The sequence below is a fragment of the Megasphaera hexanoica genome (assembly GCF_043520715.1).
Taxonomy (GTDB): Bacteria; Bacillota; Negativicutes; order Veillonellales; family Megasphaeraceae; genus Megasphaera; species Megasphaera hexanoica.
In genome coordinates this window covers 2,201,681-2,218,561 of the sequence record NZ_CP171361.1, presented here as the reverse complement: position 1 = coordinate 2,218,561, position 16,881 = coordinate 2,201,681, and the positions used below count along the sequence as shown (strand labels likewise).

The 16,881-nt window shown below is 49.8% G+C and carries 16 protein-coding genes; 13 read left to right on the top strand and 3 right to left on the bottom strand.

Going from position 1 to position 16,881, the window contains the following annotated elements:
- The first annotated feature begins 115 nt into the window (after window positions 1–115).
- Window positions 116–646 carry a phenolic acid decarboxylase gene (locus tag ACGTIC_RS10900; protein WP_113855647.1) on the top strand — a complete coding sequence of 177 codons (531 nt, stop codon included), beginning with the start codon at window positions 116–118 and terminating at the stop codon, window positions 644–646.
- Window positions 647–677: 31 nt separating this feature from the next.
- Here the strand turns inward: ACGTIC_RS10900 and ACGTIC_RS10895 are convergent, their stop codons facing one another.
- Window positions 678–1,223 carry a bifunctional transcriptional activator/DNA repair enzyme AdaA gene (locus tag ACGTIC_RS10895; protein ID WP_113855648.1) on the bottom strand — a complete coding sequence of 182 codons (546 nt, stop codon included), beginning with the start codon at window positions 1,221–1,223 and terminating at the stop codon, window positions 678–680.
- A gap of 162 nt (window positions 1,224–1,385) precedes the next feature.
- Between ACGTIC_RS10895 and ACGTIC_RS10890 the strand changes: the two genes are divergently transcribed.
- From ACGTIC_RS10890 to ACGTIC_RS10875, 4 genes are all read left to right on the top strand, one after another.
- Window positions 1,386–1,901 carry a methylated-DNA--[protein]-cysteine S-methyltransferase gene (locus ACGTIC_RS10890; RefSeq protein ID WP_113855649.1) on the top strand — a complete coding sequence of 172 codons (516 nt, stop codon included), beginning with the start codon at window positions 1,386–1,388 and terminating at the stop codon, window positions 1,899–1,901.
- 94 nt (window positions 1,902–1,995) lie between these two features.
- Window positions 1,996–2,283, top strand: coding sequence for a hypothetical protein (locus ACGTIC_RS10885; RefSeq protein ID WP_162816228.1), 288 nt, complete (start codon window positions 1,996–1,998; stop codon window positions 2,281–2,283).
- A 73-nt stretch (window positions 2,284–2,356) separates the two neighbouring features.
- Complete coding sequence (locus tag ACGTIC_RS10880) at window positions 2,357–2,935, top strand: lecithin retinol acyltransferase family protein (RefSeq protein WP_113855651.1); 579 nt, start codon at window positions 2,357–2,359, stop codon at window positions 2,933–2,935.
- A gap of 25 nt (window positions 2,936–2,960) precedes the next feature.
- Window positions 2,961–4,253, top strand: a complete 1,293-nt coding sequence (locus ACGTIC_RS10875) for a Na+/H+ antiporter NhaC family protein (RefSeq protein ID WP_113855652.1) — start codon at window positions 2,961–2,963, stop codon at window positions 4,251–4,253.
- A 93-nt stretch (window positions 4,254–4,346) separates the two neighbouring features.
- Here ACGTIC_RS10875 and ACGTIC_RS10870 read toward each other — a convergent pair whose 3' ends face one another.
- Window positions 4,347–5,168, bottom strand: a complete 822-nt coding sequence (locus ACGTIC_RS10870; protein ID WP_059075347.1) for a Cof-type HAD-IIB family hydrolase — start codon at window positions 5,166–5,168, stop codon at window positions 4,347–4,349.
- 158 nt (window positions 5,169–5,326) lie between these two features.
- Here ACGTIC_RS10870 and ACGTIC_RS10865 point away from each other — a divergent pair, with 158 nt between their 5' ends.
- The 6 genes from ACGTIC_RS10865 (at window position 5,327) to ACGTIC_RS10840 (ending at window position 10,130) form a co-directional block, all read left to right on the top strand.
- Entirely contained in the window at window positions 5,327–6,310 is a 984-nt protein-coding gene (locus ACGTIC_RS10865) for a sugar-binding transcriptional regulator (protein WP_075581277.1), read from the top strand.
- Window positions 6,311–6,859 carry a PTS glucitol/sorbitol transporter subunit IIC gene (locus ACGTIC_RS10860; RefSeq protein WP_059075345.1) on the top strand — a complete coding sequence of 183 codons (549 nt, stop codon included), beginning with the start codon at window positions 6,311–6,313 and terminating at the stop codon, window positions 6,857–6,859.
- Window positions 6,852–7,847 (top strand): PTS glucitol/sorbitol transporter subunit IIB, encoded by a 996-nt coding sequence (locus tag ACGTIC_RS10855; protein WP_059075344.1) that lies wholly within the window; start codon window positions 6,852–6,854, stop codon window positions 7,845–7,847. Before ACGTIC_RS10860 ends, ACGTIC_RS10855 begins: the two co-directional genes overlap by 8 nt.
- 70 nt (window positions 7,848–7,917) lie before the next feature.
- Window positions 7,918–8,286 (top strand): PTS glucitol/sorbitol transporter subunit IIA, encoded by a 369-nt coding sequence (locus ACGTIC_RS10850; protein ID WP_113855653.1) that lies wholly within the window; start codon window positions 7,918–7,920, stop codon window positions 8,284–8,286.
- A gap of 105 nt (window positions 8,287–8,391) precedes the next feature.
- Window positions 8,392–9,210, top strand: coding sequence for a transketolase (locus tag ACGTIC_RS10845; RefSeq protein WP_059075342.1), 819 nt, complete (start codon window positions 8,392–8,394; stop codon window positions 9,208–9,210).
- Window positions 9,210–10,130, top strand: a complete 921-nt coding sequence (locus ACGTIC_RS10840) for a transketolase family protein (RefSeq protein WP_059075341.1) — start codon at window positions 9,210–9,212, stop codon at window positions 10,128–10,130. The genes ACGTIC_RS10845 and ACGTIC_RS10840 overlap by 1 nt, the downstream gene beginning before the upstream one ends.
- A 100-nt stretch (window positions 10,131–10,230) precedes the next feature.
- On the opposite strand, the gene ACGTIC_RS10835 is transcribed toward ACGTIC_RS10840, so the two are convergent.
- Window positions 10,231–11,049 (bottom strand): amidohydrolase family protein, encoded by an 819-nt coding sequence (locus ACGTIC_RS10835; RefSeq protein ID WP_059075340.1) that lies wholly within the window; start codon window positions 11,047–11,049, stop codon window positions 10,231–10,233.
- A gap of 495 nt (window positions 11,050–11,544) precedes the next feature.
- Here ACGTIC_RS10835 and brnQ point away from each other — a divergent pair, with 495 nt between their 5' ends.
- Together brnQ and nifJ are read left to right on the top strand one after the other, a co-directional pair.
- The gene (gene brnQ / locus ACGTIC_RS10830) at window positions 11,545–12,882 is read left to right on the top strand and encodes a branched-chain amino acid transport system II carrier protein (RefSeq protein ID WP_113855654.1); all 1,338 of its coding nucleotides are present in this window, start codon (window positions 11,545–11,547) and stop codon (window positions 12,880–12,882) included.
- Window positions 12,883–13,218: 336 nt separating this feature from the next.
- A complete protein-coding gene (nifJ, locus tag ACGTIC_RS10825; RefSeq protein ID WP_113855655.1) occupies window positions 13,219–16,731 on the top strand; it encodes a pyruvate:ferredoxin (flavodoxin) oxidoreductase in 3,513 nt (1,170 codons plus the stop codon).
- Window positions 16,732–16,881 lie beyond the last annotated feature (150 nt).

Here is a 16,881-nt window from a genome sequence, read left to right as displayed (position 1 = left end):
TTCTGACAAAAATCATGAAATTTAAAACATGTAATAATTGACATAAATAGAGAAGAGATGTACAATAAAACGTGTCAAAAATATGTCATTATTTACATGATTTGGAGGGGCGATTATGAAATTCAAAGAATTAGAAGACTTCTTGGGGACGCATTTTATCTATACATATGATAATGGCTGGGAATACGAATGGTATGCCAAGAATGACCATACGGTCGATTACCGTATCCATGGAGGCATGGTTGCAGGACGCTGGGTCAAAAATCAGGAAGCAAACATTGTAAAACTGACGGATGGAGTCTTTAAAGTAACCTGGACGGAACCGACAGGTACTGACGTAGCCCTTGACTTCATGCCTGATGAATATCGTATGCATGGCACTATCTTTTTCCCGAAATGGGTTCAGGAACATCCGGATATCACGGTCTGCTTCCAGAATGAACATATTCCCCTGATGGAAGAATCACGGGAAAAGTATGAAACGTATCCTAAGTATCTGGTACCGGAATTTGCCAAAATTACTTATATCGGTAAAGCCGGTCAGGATAATGAAGATGTCATTTCAGAAGCTCCCTATCCGGGAATGACCGATGACATCCGGGCCGGGAAATACTTTGATGCTCCTTATCATCGTCTTCATAAATAAAAAAACTGTGCCAACAGCGCCACCCGATACGTTATAGATTTAGTTCCCTGTACCGGGCCGGTGACACGCCGTAAACCCGTCGGAATGACGCATAAAACGAAGATATACTACCAAAACCAGCAGCCATGGCGATATCCAACACCGATTGACTGCTGGTTTTCAGCATAGAGGCTGCTTTTTCCAGACGCCTGTTCAAGACATATGCATGGGGAGTCTGACCATAATGGTCCTTGAACAGCTGATTGAAATGATGGGACGTCATAGGAATCTGTCTCAGTACTTCCTGCAGTTTCTGCGGGTTGCAGGCGTTATGATCTAATATTTCTTTTATGTGGCGGATCAGAAGCCGGTTTGGGTCATAGGACTGCAGGTCGGGACGGCACCGTTTGCAGACCCGGTAGCCCGCATCTATGGCTTCCCGGGGAGAATCAAAATAAACGATATTATCTTTTTTGGGGCGGCGGGATTTACAGGACGGGTTACAGAAAATACCTGTACTTTTCACACCGTACCAGAATATTCCATCGTAGTTTACATCACAGCGGCAGACCGCCTGCCACTTTTCTTCTGCGTTCATGGTTTTATCCACCTCCTGGTTCTATTATATAAAATAGCCAGGCCTTGCCAACCTGTTTTTTACATTGTCATTGTAAATTAGAAATCCATTTTTGAGAAGATAGCAGCTTCGTTTTTCGATAAAATAAAGTGTATTCTATTTTATGTGAAATGAGGTGGAATTATGAATACATCTATGATACAGGAAAACAAGGGAAATAAGATATATGGTTATATGACATCCCCCATAGGCATTCTGAAAATCACCGCTTCGGATACGGCTGTTACGGCTGTAGAACGGATTTCTGCAGAAGAAAGGCCGGCAGGAATGGAAGATAAGACGGTAGAGAATCGGTTCATCCGGCAATGCCGTGAAGAATTACAGGAATATTTTGCTGGCCGCCAGCGGTCTTTTGATGTGCCGCTGGCGCCGTCAGGTACTCCCTTCCAGCAGCGCGTATGGAATGCCTTATGCCAGATTCCGTATGGCCAGACCCGGACCTATGGCGAAATTGCCCAAATGGCAGGGAATCCCAAAGCAAGCCGGGCCGTAGGAATGGCCAATCACCGTAATCCCATTCTGATTCTCATTCCGTGTCACCGTATCATCGGAGCTGATGGCAGCCTGACCGGTTATGCGGCAGGGCTGGAAACAAAAAAATATCTGCTGCAGCTGGAGAAGGAGAATAGACATGGCTGACAGGTACTTTCCCTATGGAGAAAGGGAAATTGCTTATCTCTGAATATCCCGCGAATTCGTGTCAGGGCGGATCCAGGCAGAGACCGTATCAGCTATGCCGGATAACCTGTTTTGCCAGACTCTTTGCCAGCTGCCGGGTATTGGCCGATGGATGGCGGAAATGCTGCTCATTCATTGCCTGGAGCGGACCGCTGTGATGAGCTATGGGGACCTTGCCATATTACGGGGCCTGCGCATGATATACCGGCACCGGAACATCACCAAAGACCTGTTCTGCCGGTATCAGAAACGGTATTCCCCTTATGGTACGGTGGCCAGTATATATATCTGGGCCGTTTCTGCCGGGCCGTTCCCGGGCTTACCGATCCGGCAGAAGCTGTGAAAAAGACAGTTGGAAAAATGGACAAATCATAGTAGAATAATGCCAGAAAACATAAACGCAGGGAGACGGCATTATGGCTATTGATTTGAATTCGATTGTATCACTGCTCACCGATGATGGATCACCGGAGCATTGGGAAATACAGATTCCCCGGCAGGGAGATCATATACGCGTACGCCGGCTGGGCGGATTGTATTATCATCACGGGATTTATGTCAGCGATGAGGAAGTCATCGCTTTTGCCGGAGATGATGACTATAATCCCATTGACTGGTGGGACACGGAAATCAGGGCGATTTCTCTGGAAGAGTTTCGTCAGGGTGGCATCATTGAAGTGCGGCAGTATACGGAGAAAGAACAGGAACAACTTTGCCCGGTCCCTGAAACCATTGCCTTTGCCAGGGCCTGTATTGGCAATAAAAAATATGACCTGCTGTTTCATAATTGCGAACATTTTGCCAATGCCTGCAAGCTCGGCGTGTACCGCAGTTATCAGACGGAACAGATCCTTTTTGGCAAGGCCATTCCAAAAGCGCTGGAATGTCTGGGTGATGAAACACAGCGTGAGACGTGGCTGAAAGAAGCTGTGCAGGATTTAAAAGCCCAGGTCCTGGATAAGCTGCGACGCGATTCAGAAAAATCAGATTCATGAGGCGTGGGGGATTTTACTGAAGAAGGTGTTTTACGTGGCGTGGCTGGTACTGGGACTATTTGTAGTATCCCTGATTTTTTGTGTAATATTTCATTTTTCTGTTGTCTGGGCACTGGCGGCAGGATATATATTCTTTTTTTCCTATGGCCTATGGCGTCATATCCCTGCCGGAGAGTTGTGGCAAAATTCCTTACGCGGCTTGAAAACGGTCAGTACCATTCTGATGGTTATGGTACTGATTGGCATGCTGACGACGGTCTGGCGGGCCGGTGGCACGATTCCCATGATTGTATCGCTGGCAGGAAATATGATCCGGCCGGAAGTGTTCTTCGTCATGACCTTTGTGCTGAACTGCTGTATTTCCTGTCTCACCGGGACGGCATTTGGCACGGCCGCTACCATGGGGGTCATCTGTATGTCTGTAGCCAATTTCCTGGGAGCCAGTCCGGTATGGACCGGGGGCGCCATCATGAGCGGGGCTTTTTTTGGCGACCGCTGTTCGCCCCTTTCGACGAGTGCCCTTTTGGTAGCTGCCGTGACGAATACGGACTTCTTTCATAATCTCGTGCTCATGGCACGCCGTGCTATAATACCGTTTGTCCTGTCCTGCGTCATCTATGGACTGGCAGGATGGCATTCCGGAAGCAGTGCAGGGATGGGGCTGGACGTATGGCATTTATTTTCTTCATCGTTCCAGCTGCACTGGCTGACGCTCATACCGGCGATACTGATTATTGTGTGTTCCCTGTTGCAGATGGATGTGCGCAAAACGATGGGACTGAGTATTTTCGTCGCCTTTGTCCTGACCGTGACGCTTCAGCATATGGCGGTGGCTGATCTCCTCCCTATGCTCCTTACGGGATATCGTTGTCCCGAACCGGCACTGGCAGCGCTTCTCGACGGAGGTGGCGTATTGTCGATGCTTCCTTCCATTGCCATTATTGGCCTGTCGGCAACCTACGCCGGTTTGTTTGAACGTACGGGACTGCTCCTGGGAATCCGGCACGGTGTGATGGTGCTGAAAAAATGGCTCAATCCCTTTGGATGCATCTGGATTGTGTCCTTTTTTATCAGTATGGTTTCCTGCGCCCAGACGCTGGCCGTCATCCTGACTGAGCAAATCTGTCAGGACCTGGTACAGGATAAGGAAGACATGATGCTGGCTTTGGAAGATACGGTCATTGTCAGTGCAGCCCTCATTCCCTGGTGCATAGCCGCAGCGGTACCACTGGCAGCTGTATCGGCTCCCGTATCCAGTCTGGCTGCTGCGGTCTATCTGTATCTTCAGCCTCTGTGGAGCTGGAGACAGTGGAAATGATCCTTGACCTGCAATGATAATGTATATAGAAAATCCGAACAAAAAACGGAGCTTGCCATGATGGTACTTTTTTCATGGTAAGCTCCGTTTTTGCTATTGTTTCAAAATAAATCGTTCGATGGCTTCTGCGACGGCACCTTCGTTATTGGTAGCTTCTGTGACGACGTTGCAGTACGGCCGGATGGCTTCGTTCAGATTGTGGACGCCGACGCTGAAAGACGCGGCTTTCAGCATTTCCGTGTCGTTGATATTATCGCCAATAGCCAGCGTCTGGCTGATGGGAATATGAAGCAGTCCTGCCAGTTTCCGCAGGGCCGTTCCTTTCGTGACGTTTTTATGGTTGAATTCGATGTACCGGTCGCTGGAGTAACTGACTGTCACGTCATCGAGGAGGGAGCCGAGCTGCTGGCGGTATCGGTTGAGTGTTGGAAGATCCGGATCCATATAGACGATTTTATAGACTGTCTGCCCTTTGAGAAAATCGAGGGATGGTTCAAATGTTTCTATGTTGGGCATGCGCCCTTCGAGGAATGCCCGTTCAAAGGGAACGTAATTATACAAATATACCTTGCCATAGGGGTAGATATGCATGGTGATATGGTGAGCTACGCCAAAGTCGTAAAGAGCGCTGGCAATATCCCAGGGAAGCCCGTCTTCATAGAGAATGTCATTATGACTGTTTTCCGTAATAAGGGCCCCGTTATAGGAAATGACATATTCTCCCGGTTTTTGGTAAATGCCCAGTGTTTCCTGGATATGATTCAACGATTCAAAGCCCCGGCCCGTGCAGGGAACGAAATGAAGCCCTGCTCCGATAGCCTGGCGTATTGTCTGGATATTGCGCGTACAGATGGTGGCATCGTCACTGAGAAGAGTGCCATCCATATCACAGGTCATGAGAGTATAAGATAACATGGTGTGTCCTTTCACAAAAAAATTAGTATTCCTGTTCCTTACTTACTATACCTTTCATGACGGCCGCTGACAAGAGGGGAAGAAAAAAGACTGGACAGACCGGGCGTTTATCCGTATAATATAGTTGTTTCGTTTACATTTGGAAAGGCATTGAACAAATGAAAAAGTTAGTAGATGATCCACGTCTGATATATAAATGTTGTGATTTGTATTACCGTCAGGAAAAGAGTCAGCAGGAAATTTGTGACATCTTCGGCGTATCCCGGCCATCGGTATCGCGGATGCTGAAATCAGGACGGGAACTGGGCATTGTACGCATTGAAATAGTCAATCCCGATGCTACGGCCTATGGACAACTGGAACGGCAGCTCGAAGAGGCTTTTTCCCTGAAAGAAGCCATCGTGGTTTGTGACAGTCCAGCACAGAGCGGAGCGGAAGTTGGCTGCAGCGCCCTGGGAAGTGCGGCTTTATCCTATCTGGCACGGGTGCTGCACAACGGCGATTACGTTGGGATTTCTATGGGATGGACACTGCTGCAGACGATAAAAGCAGAGTGCGGGAATTTGGAACCGGTCCATTGTACCTTTGTTCCCCTGGTGGGAGGTATCGGCGAAGGGAGTGAAACCCATGCCAATTTTCTCACGGGTGAATTCGCACGGCGTTTTGGCGGGGAGCGGCTGCAGCTCTATTCGCCGGCTATCTTTACTGATCCGGCAGTTCTGGCCGGGTTCCGCAAAGAAAGGGCCGTGCGTCCCGTATTTGATTTATACGACCGCCTGGAAGCCGCCGTTTTTGGTATCGGCACTCTGGATAGCAGCCGGTCTACGGCAGTACGCCTGAATTATGTAGATATCCATACACTGGAAGCGTTTTCTGCTGCTGGTGCCGTAGGGGATATTTCTCTGCAGTATTTCGACCAGGATGGACAGACGGCACCGTATGAATCATATAATGAACGAGTGGCCGGACTGCAGCTGCAGGATTTGAAGCACGTACCACGGCGCATTGCCATTGCCGGCGGCAGGAGTAAGATAAAAGCCGTACTGGGAGCGTTGCGTGGCGGATTTATAAATGTACTGATTACCGATGAATCCTGCGCCAGAGGAATAGCAGCATTCATACATGAAGAGGAGGAACAGTGAGTGGAAACGATAGCAGCTATAGCTAATGGATTTATGGCTCTTTTTAAGGCGGGCGGAGACACGTTTACGGCTTTTGTCACAGGTATTATTCCGTTGATCATCGTCCTCATGACGGCCGTTAATTCATTAATCAAGATTATCGGGGAGGAACGGTTTTATCACGTGGCCAAAAAGGCGACAAAATATACGCTGACCCGTTATACCGTCGTCCCGGTCCTGGCTATTATCTTTATGGGCAGTCCTATGTGTTTTACCTTCGGGCAATTTGTTGAAGAAAAGTATAAACCGGCCTTTTATGATGCGGCTGTCAGTTTTGTTCATCCGGTGACAGGGCTGTTTCCTCACGCAAATGGCAGTGAACTGTTTGTCTATATGGGGATTGCCGCCGGTGTACAGGCCCTGGGCTATGAATTGGGCGAACTGGCCGTGCGCTATTTTCTGGTCGGGATTATCATCATCTTTTTACGCGGCCTGATTACGGAAAAGATATACCTGTATTTGAAAGCACGCGATGGACGACGGAAAACACAGGAGGCAGATCATGTATAAACCAGTCATTGTACGCCGTGGCAGTGGCGGCTGGGGAGGCCCGCTGACGCTGGTACCGACAGAAGAAAAGCATAAAATCGTCAGCATTACCGGGGGAGGGATTCATCCTCTGGCTGTCAAAATTGCCGATATGTGTGGTGGCGAAGCCGTAGATGGATTTTCCCATGCCATACCGGAAAGTGAAATACTGGCCGTCGTCATCGACTGCGGTGGCACGGCGAGATGCGGTGTCTATCCCCGCAAAAATATCCTGACTATCAATGTCCTTCCTGTCGGAAAATCAGGAGCATTGGCACGATTCATGACACCGGAACTGTATGTATCGGATGTCAAGGAAACAAATCTGGATTATGCCGATGAATCGTCGGTTCAGGCGGCCCTGCTCCGTACGGAAGATGTCGATGCCGTCCACAAGAGAGAAGATCTGAAGCGGAAAATTGATGCGGCCCGGGCAGGTCAGAAGCGGAATATCATCACCCGTATCGGAATCAGCATCGGTCAGATTGTCAATAAATTTTACGCTGCCGGCAGGGAAACCATCGATGTGGTCATCAAAAATATCCTGCCGTTCATGGCCTTTGTCAGCATGATCCTGGGCATCATCAATGCCAGCGGAATCGGAACGGTCATTGCCAATACGATTTCCCCCGTCGCCGGTACCCTGCCGGGGATGCTGGTCATTTCCTTTATCTGTGCCATCCCTTTTATTTCCCCGATTCTTGGACCCGGTGCCGTCATTGCCCAGGTGGTGGGGACACTCGTCGGGGCTCAGATCGCACTGGGCAACATCCCCGTGCAATATGCACTGCCAGCATTGTTTGCCATTGATGCCCAGGTAGGGGCAGATTTTGTGCCCGTCGGCCTCAGTCTGGGAGAAGCCGATCCCGACACGATTGAACTGGGGGTGCCGGCTGTTCTTTATTCACGGGTCATTACGGGCCCGCTTTCCGTCCTGATTGCTTATGCAGCCAGTATCGGCTTGTATTAGATTCTGAAGTGGGCTATAATGAAATGTCTGTTTTACAGGACTAAGATATTCATACCAGGGAGGAACTTACTTGAAATATCACAGCGTTATAACGCATGTCGGCAGTGATGCGCTTCACTTTTTAAAAGAAGATGTGCCATTCATCATTCTTTTCGATGAAACCGTACCGGCAGAACTGGCAGAAATAGCCGTCCTGCACCAGTCACAAAAACTGCTGGCACCTATCGGGCCGGGCGATACGGTCCTTTTGGGAGAAAAAGTATATGATGTGACCGCCGTAGGGGACAGCGTCAATCAGACTATGGAAGAACTGGGACACTGCACGCTTTGTTTCAAAGCTTCGGATGTGCCTGACCGGCCGGGCTGTATCATGCTTGGGGGAGATGAAGCTCCCGAAGCCGATGATTTTCAGGACGGCGTCATATTGGAAATCCATTGATGGACAGTATAGATAAAACAATGATTTATACTAGCCCTGATAGCCGTTTGATGATAGAATAATATATACAGCTACTATTATATTTACGATAGGAGAGTAATTCATATGAAAAATGAAGAACTGGCGCAGCATGCGTGCCATGTGCGCAAAAACATCGTCAAGATGCTGACAGAAGCCGGCTCGGGTCATCCCGGCGGATCTCTTTCTATTACAGATATGTTACAGGTCCTCTATTTCGAAGTCATGCACATCGATCCTAAAAATCCGAAAATGGCAGACCGGGACCGGTTTGTCCTTTCAGAAGGCCATTGTGCACCTGCCTTATATGGGACACTGGTAGAACGGGGATATTTCCCGGAAGAAGAACTGTGGCATCTGCGCAAGTGCGGCGCCATGCTCCAGGGGCATCCTGATATGAAACATACTCCCGGCGTAGATATGTCTACCGGTTCTTTGGGACAGGGACTTTCTGCAGCTAATGGCATGGCTCTGACAGCCAAACTGGACCAGGCGGACTGGCGCGTCTATGTCATGTGTGGCGACGGGGAAATCCAGGAAGGTATGATCTGGGAAGCCGCCATGTCTTCGGCCCAGTATAAGCTGGACAATCTGACACTCTTCGTCAACCACAACGGGCTGCAGATCGATGGCAGCAACGATGAAGTCATGAATGTCAATCCGATTGATGCCAAATTCCGTGCATTCGGCTGGAATGTCATCGCTATTGACGGCCATGACTATGATTCCATCCGGGCTGCTATTACCCTGGCAAAAGAAACGAAAGGCCGTCCGACGGCAATCATTGCCGAAACCATTAAGGGCAAAGGCGTATCGTTCATGGAAAATCAGGTTGGCTGGCACGGTAAGGCTCCGAATCAGGAACAGTGTGCGCAGGCATTAAACGAACTGGGAGGCGAAGCATAATGGGGACAGCTACTCGTGCCGCATATGGCAATATTCTCAAGACTGAAATCTACAAAAACCCGAAAGTCGTCGTCCTGGAAGCCGATTTGGGCGCTGCGACAAAATCGAATAATTTTAAGACCGTTGCTCCGGAACGGTATTTTGATATGGGGATTTCCGAACAGGATCTGATGGGGACGGCTGCTGGATTTGCTGCCGCCGGCCGGATTCCTATTGCCAGTACCTTTGCAGTATTTGCTACGGGCCGGGCATTTGAAATCATCCGCAATTCCATCTGCTACCCGAATCTGAACGTTAAAATCTGTGCTACCCATGCCGGTCTTACTGTCGGGGAAGATGGCGGTACCCATCAGGCCATAGAGGATATTTCCCTCATGCGGACGCTGCCGAACATGACGGTCATCAATCCGGCCGATGCCAAAGAAGCGGAAGAAGCAGTCAAAGCCGCTGTAGAATACGTCGGCCCTGTATATATCCGCCTCGGCCGTGCTGCCGTCGATGACATCCACGGTGATGATTACAAATTCCAGTGGGGAAAAGGTGAAGTCCTGCGCGATGGCAGCGATGTAGCCATCATTGCAACGGGCATCATGGTTGGCAAGGCGCTGGAAGCGGCAGAAACATTGGCTAAGGAAGGCATCCAGGCGACAGTTGTCAATATCCATACGATTAAACCGCTCGATGAACAGCTTATCATTGATGTAGCCAGGAAGACAGGCAAAGTCGTTACGGCAGAAGAAGCGACCGTCATGGGTGGTCTCGGTTCGGCCGTTGCAGAAACTCTGGCCAGAAACTGCCCGACAAAACAAGCCTTTGTCGGCATCCAGGATACGTTTGGCGAATCGGGATCTCCCGCAGACCTGCTCAAGAAATATGGCCTTACCGCTGACGATATCGTAAAGGCTGCAAAGAGCTTATAAGAACGAACAGATACACGGATAGATATACGAAAGGACATAGCGTGATGGCAGAAACCGTCATGCTATGCCCTTTTTTATGGGTGAGTACAACAGATAGTTCTCAGTCGATGAATTGTTCGAGATGATAGATACGGGCGGCATTTTTCCAGAATACGTTTTCCCAGTACGGTTCCGGTACGATGGCTTTGGTAAGGGTGATGTATTCATCCAGGTTGGGCAGGGGCCAGTCTGTACCGAAAAGTACGCGGTCCCAGGCATGAAGATAGACGAGCCAGCCTTTGAGCGTATCGATGTACCAGTGATTTTCCTTCAGGAAACGGTCCATATCGCCGATTCGTCCTTCCAGAAGGCCGGAAAGATCGACGGCGACGTTCTGGTTCTTTTCCAATACGGCAATGGCACTTTCCAGCAGCGGATTGCCGATGTGGCACATGACGAGCTGTACATCGGGATGACGGACAGCCGCCTCGTCCAGTGTAAAGGGATGGCTGTATTTTAAAAGAGCGTCATTTGTCGCCGTGAGGCCCGTGTGGATTGCGACGGGTTTATGGTATTTGGCAGCCAGTGCAAAAAACGGGTCCATTTTTTTATCATAGACATAAAAGTGGTTATATCCCGGATACAGTTTAAGGCCGACACAGTCGGAGCGTTTCAGGTGTGCTTCAACGAGCGATAACTGTCTTTCGTGATCTTCTTCAATGGCAAAGCGGTCCAGACCGATGCAATAACGCATAAAGGACGGATAGTGATGTCCCTCTAATGACAACGTTTTATTACCCATGACGATACCGCAGATGATGCCCAGGCGTTTGTATTCTTTTTCCAGATGTTCTGCCGTGTTTTCATGACCGGCGGCGATGGCCAGTTCATTAAAACCGGGAAAATCAGCAAAATGGAAATGGGCGTCAATTATTTTCATCCTATTCAACTTCTTTCTCATGTCTTTTCAAACCATTATATCATAAAGCATCTGTTTTGCCCTGCTGATTCTGCAGACTGCATGTGAATTTTTCCGGACAAACAGTCGATGCTATGGAAGAGAGGCTGAGCCAGAAGAGAGAATCGGCATCGGCAATTTGCCCGTACAGGCGAATTGCCTCGTGTCAGGATACTAATATGTATTATAAAAACGCATATTGGATATAAAAAATACATATAGAAAATACATATAGAAAATACCATGAGAAAAATGGAAATAACCGATTGTCTTAATTCTTTGATTTTTTCCGTTTTCTCCTTTTTTCATCGTGGCATTATTGATGTGCCAAATAATAGCCGGTTTATTTTAAAGTATAGAAATTATAAATAGATTATGATAAAAATCGACTATTTTCCTGTTTACAATTTACGGTATATACTGAGTGTGTCGTAATTTGTAACGTTTTTCGGTAATTCATGAAGGAGCTATTATAAAATGGTAAAAAAAGGTATGCAGATTGGTCTGCTGATTTTTGGCATGACCTTTGGGGCAGGTAATCTGATATTCCCCCCGTCCCTTGGATTTCAGGCCGGGCCTTTATTCTGGCCGGCAATTATCGGATTTATTATTTCTGGTGTCGGCATGCCCGTCGTGTCCCTCATCATGGGGACGTTCAACCCCGGCGGTTTCCGTGCGGAAATGAATAAAAAGATATCTCCATTGTTTTCCCTGGTGCTGCTGACTCTCATTTATCTGGCTATCGGACCACTGATGGCTATTCCCCGTACGGCAGCTACCTCTTTTTCTGTGGGCATTCTGCCTCTGGCCGGTGATGGCACGCTGCAGCTGGCGGTATATACGGCATTGTATTTTGCTCTGGCCTGGTGGCTTTCTATTACGCCATCAAAACTTCTCTCCCGCATTGGCAAGATACTGACGCCTCTCTTTGCCGTTATGATTGTTGCGCTCTTTGTGCTGGGCCTTTCTGCTTTTACGACGACAGAACTGACCGCACCGGCCGGAAATTATGCCATTTCTGCTTTTGGCAGTGGTTTTATAGAAGGGTATAATACAGTCGATACGATTGCTGCTTTTGCTTTTTGTATCATTGCCCTGCAGACACTGCGTCAGATGGGATTTTCCTCCCAGCGTGAATATTATATCAGTGTGTGGGCGGCAGGAGCTTCGGTTGCTATCCTTATGGCGGCCCTTTATCTGGGGCTGGGGCTTCTGGGAAATCATTTTCCTATTCCGGAATCGGTGTATCAGAATCCGGCAGTCAACCTTGGGGCGTATGTGCTGACCCAGGCTTCCTACAGCGTGTTCGGCCCTGTAGGCGTCTGGTTCCTGGCGGTCATGGTCGCCATTACTTGTTTTACTACGTCGGTCGGCCTCATTGCCGCTGTGTCAGAATTTTTTGCCAGCGAGTTTCCCCGGTTATCTTATAAGGCGTATGTCACGATTATTACACTATTCAGCTTTGCAGCAGCCAATCTGGGGCTGAACCAGATTATTCAGGTGACATTGCCGCTCCTGCTGTTTGTGTATCCTATGGCGATTACGGTCGTCCTTCTGATTATCGTCAATAAATTTGTCAGCCTTTCCCGTATTGGCATGCGTCTGGCTGTCGCAGCGGCGGCTGTCTGTGCCGTCATTGACATTCTCCATCAGTTTGCCCATCTGGAAATGGCCGGCCAGATGCTTTCGTATCTGCCCCTGGGTACGAGTGGACTGGGATGGATCGTGCCGGTCGGCGTCGCCATTGCCTTGTCGTTTATCCTTCCAGAAAAAGTGACAGGGTCTGTCGATGTCGCAGAAGACCTGCATGGGTGATGAGCTTACATTTTAAATCCTATAGAAAACACAAACCTCCAACTCGACACATGAGCGGTCACATTAAGCACGTTTGGCTTAATGTGACCGTTTTTTGGCTTTTAAGAGCTTGTATGTTTTTTATGTATCCCTACACGAGAAATACCGGTATACCGGTATTTTAAACGTTTAACTATATAAATTAGCTATATGTATATATAACCAGTATGCATAAATGTTGCAATGCGATATCTATTGTGCAAGGTACAAACCTTTATATTGAACTTTCCCAGTGGATATACTATACTTGAACCAAGTTCTACATTTATTAGTAATTTGAGAATGGGGGTTTTTATGATGGGTAAGAAAATGATGACCATGGACGGCAACACGGCTGCCGCCTATGTGTCCTATGTATTTACCGATGTAGCAGCCATTTATCCGATTACGCCGAGCTCGACTATGGCAGAAAAAATGGATGAATGGGCAACCCAGGGCGTCAAGAACATGTTCGGCCAGGTTGTTAAGATCCAGGAAATGCAGGCCGAAGGCGGCGCTGCCGGTGCTGTACACGGGTCTCTCGTGTCCGGTGCCCTGACCACGACTTATACGGCTTCCCAGGGCCTGCTGCTTATGATTCCGAATATGTACAAGATTGCCGGCGAACTCCTGCCGGGCGTCTTCCACGTCGCAGCACGTGCTCTGGCCACCAATACCATGTCTATCTTCGGTGACCAGCGCGATGTCATGGCCTGCCGTCAGACCGGCTTTGCCATGCTCGCAGAAGCCAGCGTACAGGAAGTCATGGACCTGGCTGCTGTTGCTCATCTTTCGGCTATCAAAGGCAGCGTGCCGTTCCTCAACTTCTTCGACGGCTTCCGTACATCCCATGAAATCCAGAAGATCGAAGCCTGGGATTACGACGACCTGGCAAAACTCGTAGACCAGGATGCCTTGAAGAAATTCCGCGACCGCGGCTCGTCCCCGGACCATCCGACGCTGAAAGGCTCCCTGGAAAACAGCGATATCTATTTCCAGCAGCAGGAAGTACAGAACCGCTACTACCAGGCCCTGCCGGACATCGTAGAAGAATACATGGAAAAAGTATCGGAACTGACCGGCCGGGAATACCACCCCTTCACCTACTATGGTGCGCCTGATGCCGACCGCATGATCATCGCCATGGGCTCCCTGTGCGATGCGACGAAGGAAACGGTGGATTACCTCAACGCCCACGGAGAAAAGACAGGCCTCCTTTCGGTCCATCTCTATCGTCCGTTCTCGCTCAAATACTTCTTCAAATATATCCCGGAAACGGTCCGGAAGATTGCAGTCCTGGACCGCACGAAGGAACAGGGCTCCCTGGCAGAACCGCTCTATCTCGATGTCACCCAGGCCTACAGCGGCGTAGAAAACGCACCGCTCATCGTAGGCGGCCGTGCCGGCCTCGGCGGCAAGGATACGACACCGACCCATATCCTCAGCGTTTTCGAAAACCTGAAACAGGATACGCCGAAAGACCATTTCACCGTTGCCATTACCGATGACGTGACCAATACGTCCCTGCCGGTCACCAAGGACATCGATACGACACCGGCTGGTACGACGGCCTGCAAGTTCTGGGGCCTCGGCAGTGATGGTACGGTCGGCGCCAACAAGTCGGCTGTCAAGATCATCGGCAACCACACCAACATGTATGCCCAGGCATACTTTGCCTACGACTCGAAGAAATCCGGCGGTATCACCGTATCCCACCTGCGCTTTGGCAAGACACCGATTACGTCTTCCTATCTGATTAATAAAGCCAACTTCGTATCGTGCTCGCAGCAGACGTATGTACACAAATACGATGTACTGGCCGGTATCAAAGACGGCGGCACGTTCCTGCTGAACACCATCTGGGATGCAGCCGAACTGGAACAGAACCTGCCGGCATCGATGAAACGGACCCTGGCACAGAAACATATCCAGTTCTACACGATCAATGCTGTCAAGATTGCCCAGGACATCGGATTGGGCGGCCGGTTCAACATGATCATGCAGTCGGCATTCTTCAAACTGGCCGATATCATCCCCGTTGAAGATGCCGTGAAATATCTGAAAGACGCTGTCGTCACCAACTATGGCAAGAAAGGCCAGAAAGTCGTCGATATGAACAACGCCGCTATCGACCAGGGCGTATCGCAGATCGTGAAAATCGATATCCCTGCAGCCTGGGCCGATGCGACCGATGCACCGGAAGCGCAGAAAGACGTACCGGAATTCATCACGAAACTGCAGAAGCCGATCAATGCCCAGGAAGGGGACAGCCTGCCTGTCAGCGCCTTCCTCGGACTGGAAGACGGTGCCTTCCCGCAGGGAACGGCAGCCTATGAAAAACGCGGTGTAGCTATCAATGTACCGGAATGGCAGGTAGAAAACTGCCTGCAGTGCAACCAGTGCGCCATGGTATGTCCTCATGCCGCTATCCGTCCGGTCCTGACAACGGACGAAGAACTGGCAGCCGCACCGGAAGGGTTCCAGGCTAAACCAGCTGTAGGCATGAAAAACATGAATTTCACCATGCAGGTATCCGTCATGGACTGCCTCGGCTGCGGCAGCTGTGCCCAGGTATGCCCGGCAAAAGAAAAGGCCCTGGTCATGAAACCGTTCAGCACACAGGAACAGAAAGCTCCTCTGTGGGATTATGCTATGAGTGTCAGCCGGAAAGCCAATCCGATGAACAAGTTTACCGTCAAAGGCAGCCAGTTCGAACAGCCGCTGCTGGAATTCTCCGGTGCCTGTGCCGGCTGCGGGGAAACACCCTATGCCAAACTGGTCACCCAGCTTTTCGGCGACCGCATGATGATTGCCAACGCGACGGGCTGCTCCTGCGTATGGGCCGACAGTGTACCGTCTACACCGTACACGACCAATGCCGACGGCCACGGCCCGGCATGGGGCAACAGCCTCTTTGAAGATAATGCCGAATACGGCCTGGGCATGTACCTCGGCGTCCGCCAGGTACGGGAAAAGGTAGCCATGGACGTAGCGGAAGTACTGGCCAACGACCAGACACCGGCTGATGTGAAAGCGGTCCTGCAGGACTGGTATGATCACCGCGATGACACAGAAGGTACACGGGAACGGGCCGACAAGGTTACGGCCGCACTGGAAGGCGTAAAGGACAGCTGCCCGGTATGCAGACGGATTTATGACCGCCGCGACTATCTGGTAAAACGCAGTCAGTGGATCTTCGGCGGCGACGGCTGGGCTTACGATATCGGCTACGGCGGCCTGGACCACGTCCTGGCCCAGGATGAAGACGTCAATGTCCTGGTCATGGATACAGAAGTCTACTCCAATACAGGCGGCCAGTCGTCGAAAGCGACACCGACCAGTGCCATTGCGAAATTCGCAGCTGGCGGCAAACGGACGAAGAAGAAGGACTTAGGCCGCATGGCTATGACCTATGGCTATGTCTATGTAGCCCAGGTAGCCCTCGGTGCTGACATGAACCAGTGCATCAAGGCCATCAAAGAAGCCGAAGCCTATAAAGGACCGAGCCTGATTATCGCCTATGCACCGTGTATCAACCACGGCATCAAGAAGGGCATGGGCTTCAGCCAGATAGAAGCAAAGAAAGCCGTACAGAACGGATACTGGCATCTCTACCGGTATAACCCGGATGTAGAAGCAGCCGGCAAGAACGGCTTCACCCTGGATTCGAAAGATCCCAAGGGCGATCTGAAGGACTTCCTCCTGGGAGAAGTACGGTATGCATCGTTGCAGAAAGTCTTCCCGGAACAGGCGGAACAGTTCTACGAACGTACGGAAAAAGATATGAAAGACCGACTCGATTCCTACAAGGAATTGACAGACAGAAAGTAATACGCAGCAGCATATACGCTCCCGGCATGCAGCCCTGATACGTCAGGGCTGCATGTTTTTTTGCAATCAGATCATAGAGTCATATTCTTAAAAAGTTCTTGACAATTCACGAAATTTGATTCTAGAATATAATAAATATCAGGAGAGCGG

Coding starts and splice junctions, on each gene's coding strand:
- ACGTIC_RS10900 (WP_113855647.1), top strand. CDS start 116: ATGAAATTCAAAGAATTAGAAGACTTCTTGGGGACGCATTTTATCTAT.
- ACGTIC_RS10895 (WP_113855648.1), bottom strand. CDS start 1,223: ATGAACGCAGAAGAAAAGTGGCAGGCGGTCTGCCGCTGTGATGTAAAC.
- ACGTIC_RS10890 (WP_113855649.1), top strand. CDS start 1,386: ATGAATACATCTATGATACAGGAAAACAAGGGAAATAAGATATATGGT.
- ACGTIC_RS10885 (WP_162816228.1), top strand. CDS start 1,996: ATGCCGGATAACCTGTTTTGCCAGACTCTTTGCCAGCTGCCGGGTATT.
- ACGTIC_RS10880 (WP_113855651.1), top strand. CDS start 2,357: ATGGCTATTGATTTGAATTCGATTGTATCACTGCTCACCGATGATGGA.
- ACGTIC_RS10870 (WP_059075347.1), bottom strand. CDS start 5,168: ATGTTATCTTATACTCTCATGACCTGTGATATGGATGGCACTCTTCTC.
- ACGTIC_RS10865 (WP_075581277.1), top strand. CDS start 5,327: ATGAAAAAGTTAGTAGATGATCCACGTCTGATATATAAATGTTGTGAT.
- ACGTIC_RS10855 (WP_059075344.1), top strand. CDS start 6,852: ATGTATAAACCAGTCATTGTACGCCGTGGCAGTGGCGGCTGGGGAGGC.
- ACGTIC_RS10845 (WP_059075342.1), top strand. CDS start 8,392: ATGAAAAATGAAGAACTGGCGCAGCATGCGTGCCATGTGCGCAAAAAC.
- ACGTIC_RS10840 (WP_059075341.1), top strand. CDS start 9,210: ATGGGGACAGCTACTCGTGCCGCATATGGCAATATTCTCAAGACTGAA.
- ACGTIC_RS10835 (WP_059075340.1), bottom strand. CDS start 11,049: ATGAAAATAATTGACGCCCATTTCCATTTTGCTGATTTTCCCGGTTTT.
- brnQ (WP_113855654.1), top strand. CDS start 11,545: ATGGTAAAAAAAGGTATGCAGATTGGTCTGCTGATTTTTGGCATGACC.
- nifJ (WP_113855655.1), top strand. CDS start 13,219: ATGGGTAAGAAAATGATGACCATGGACGGCAACACGGCTGCCGCCTAT.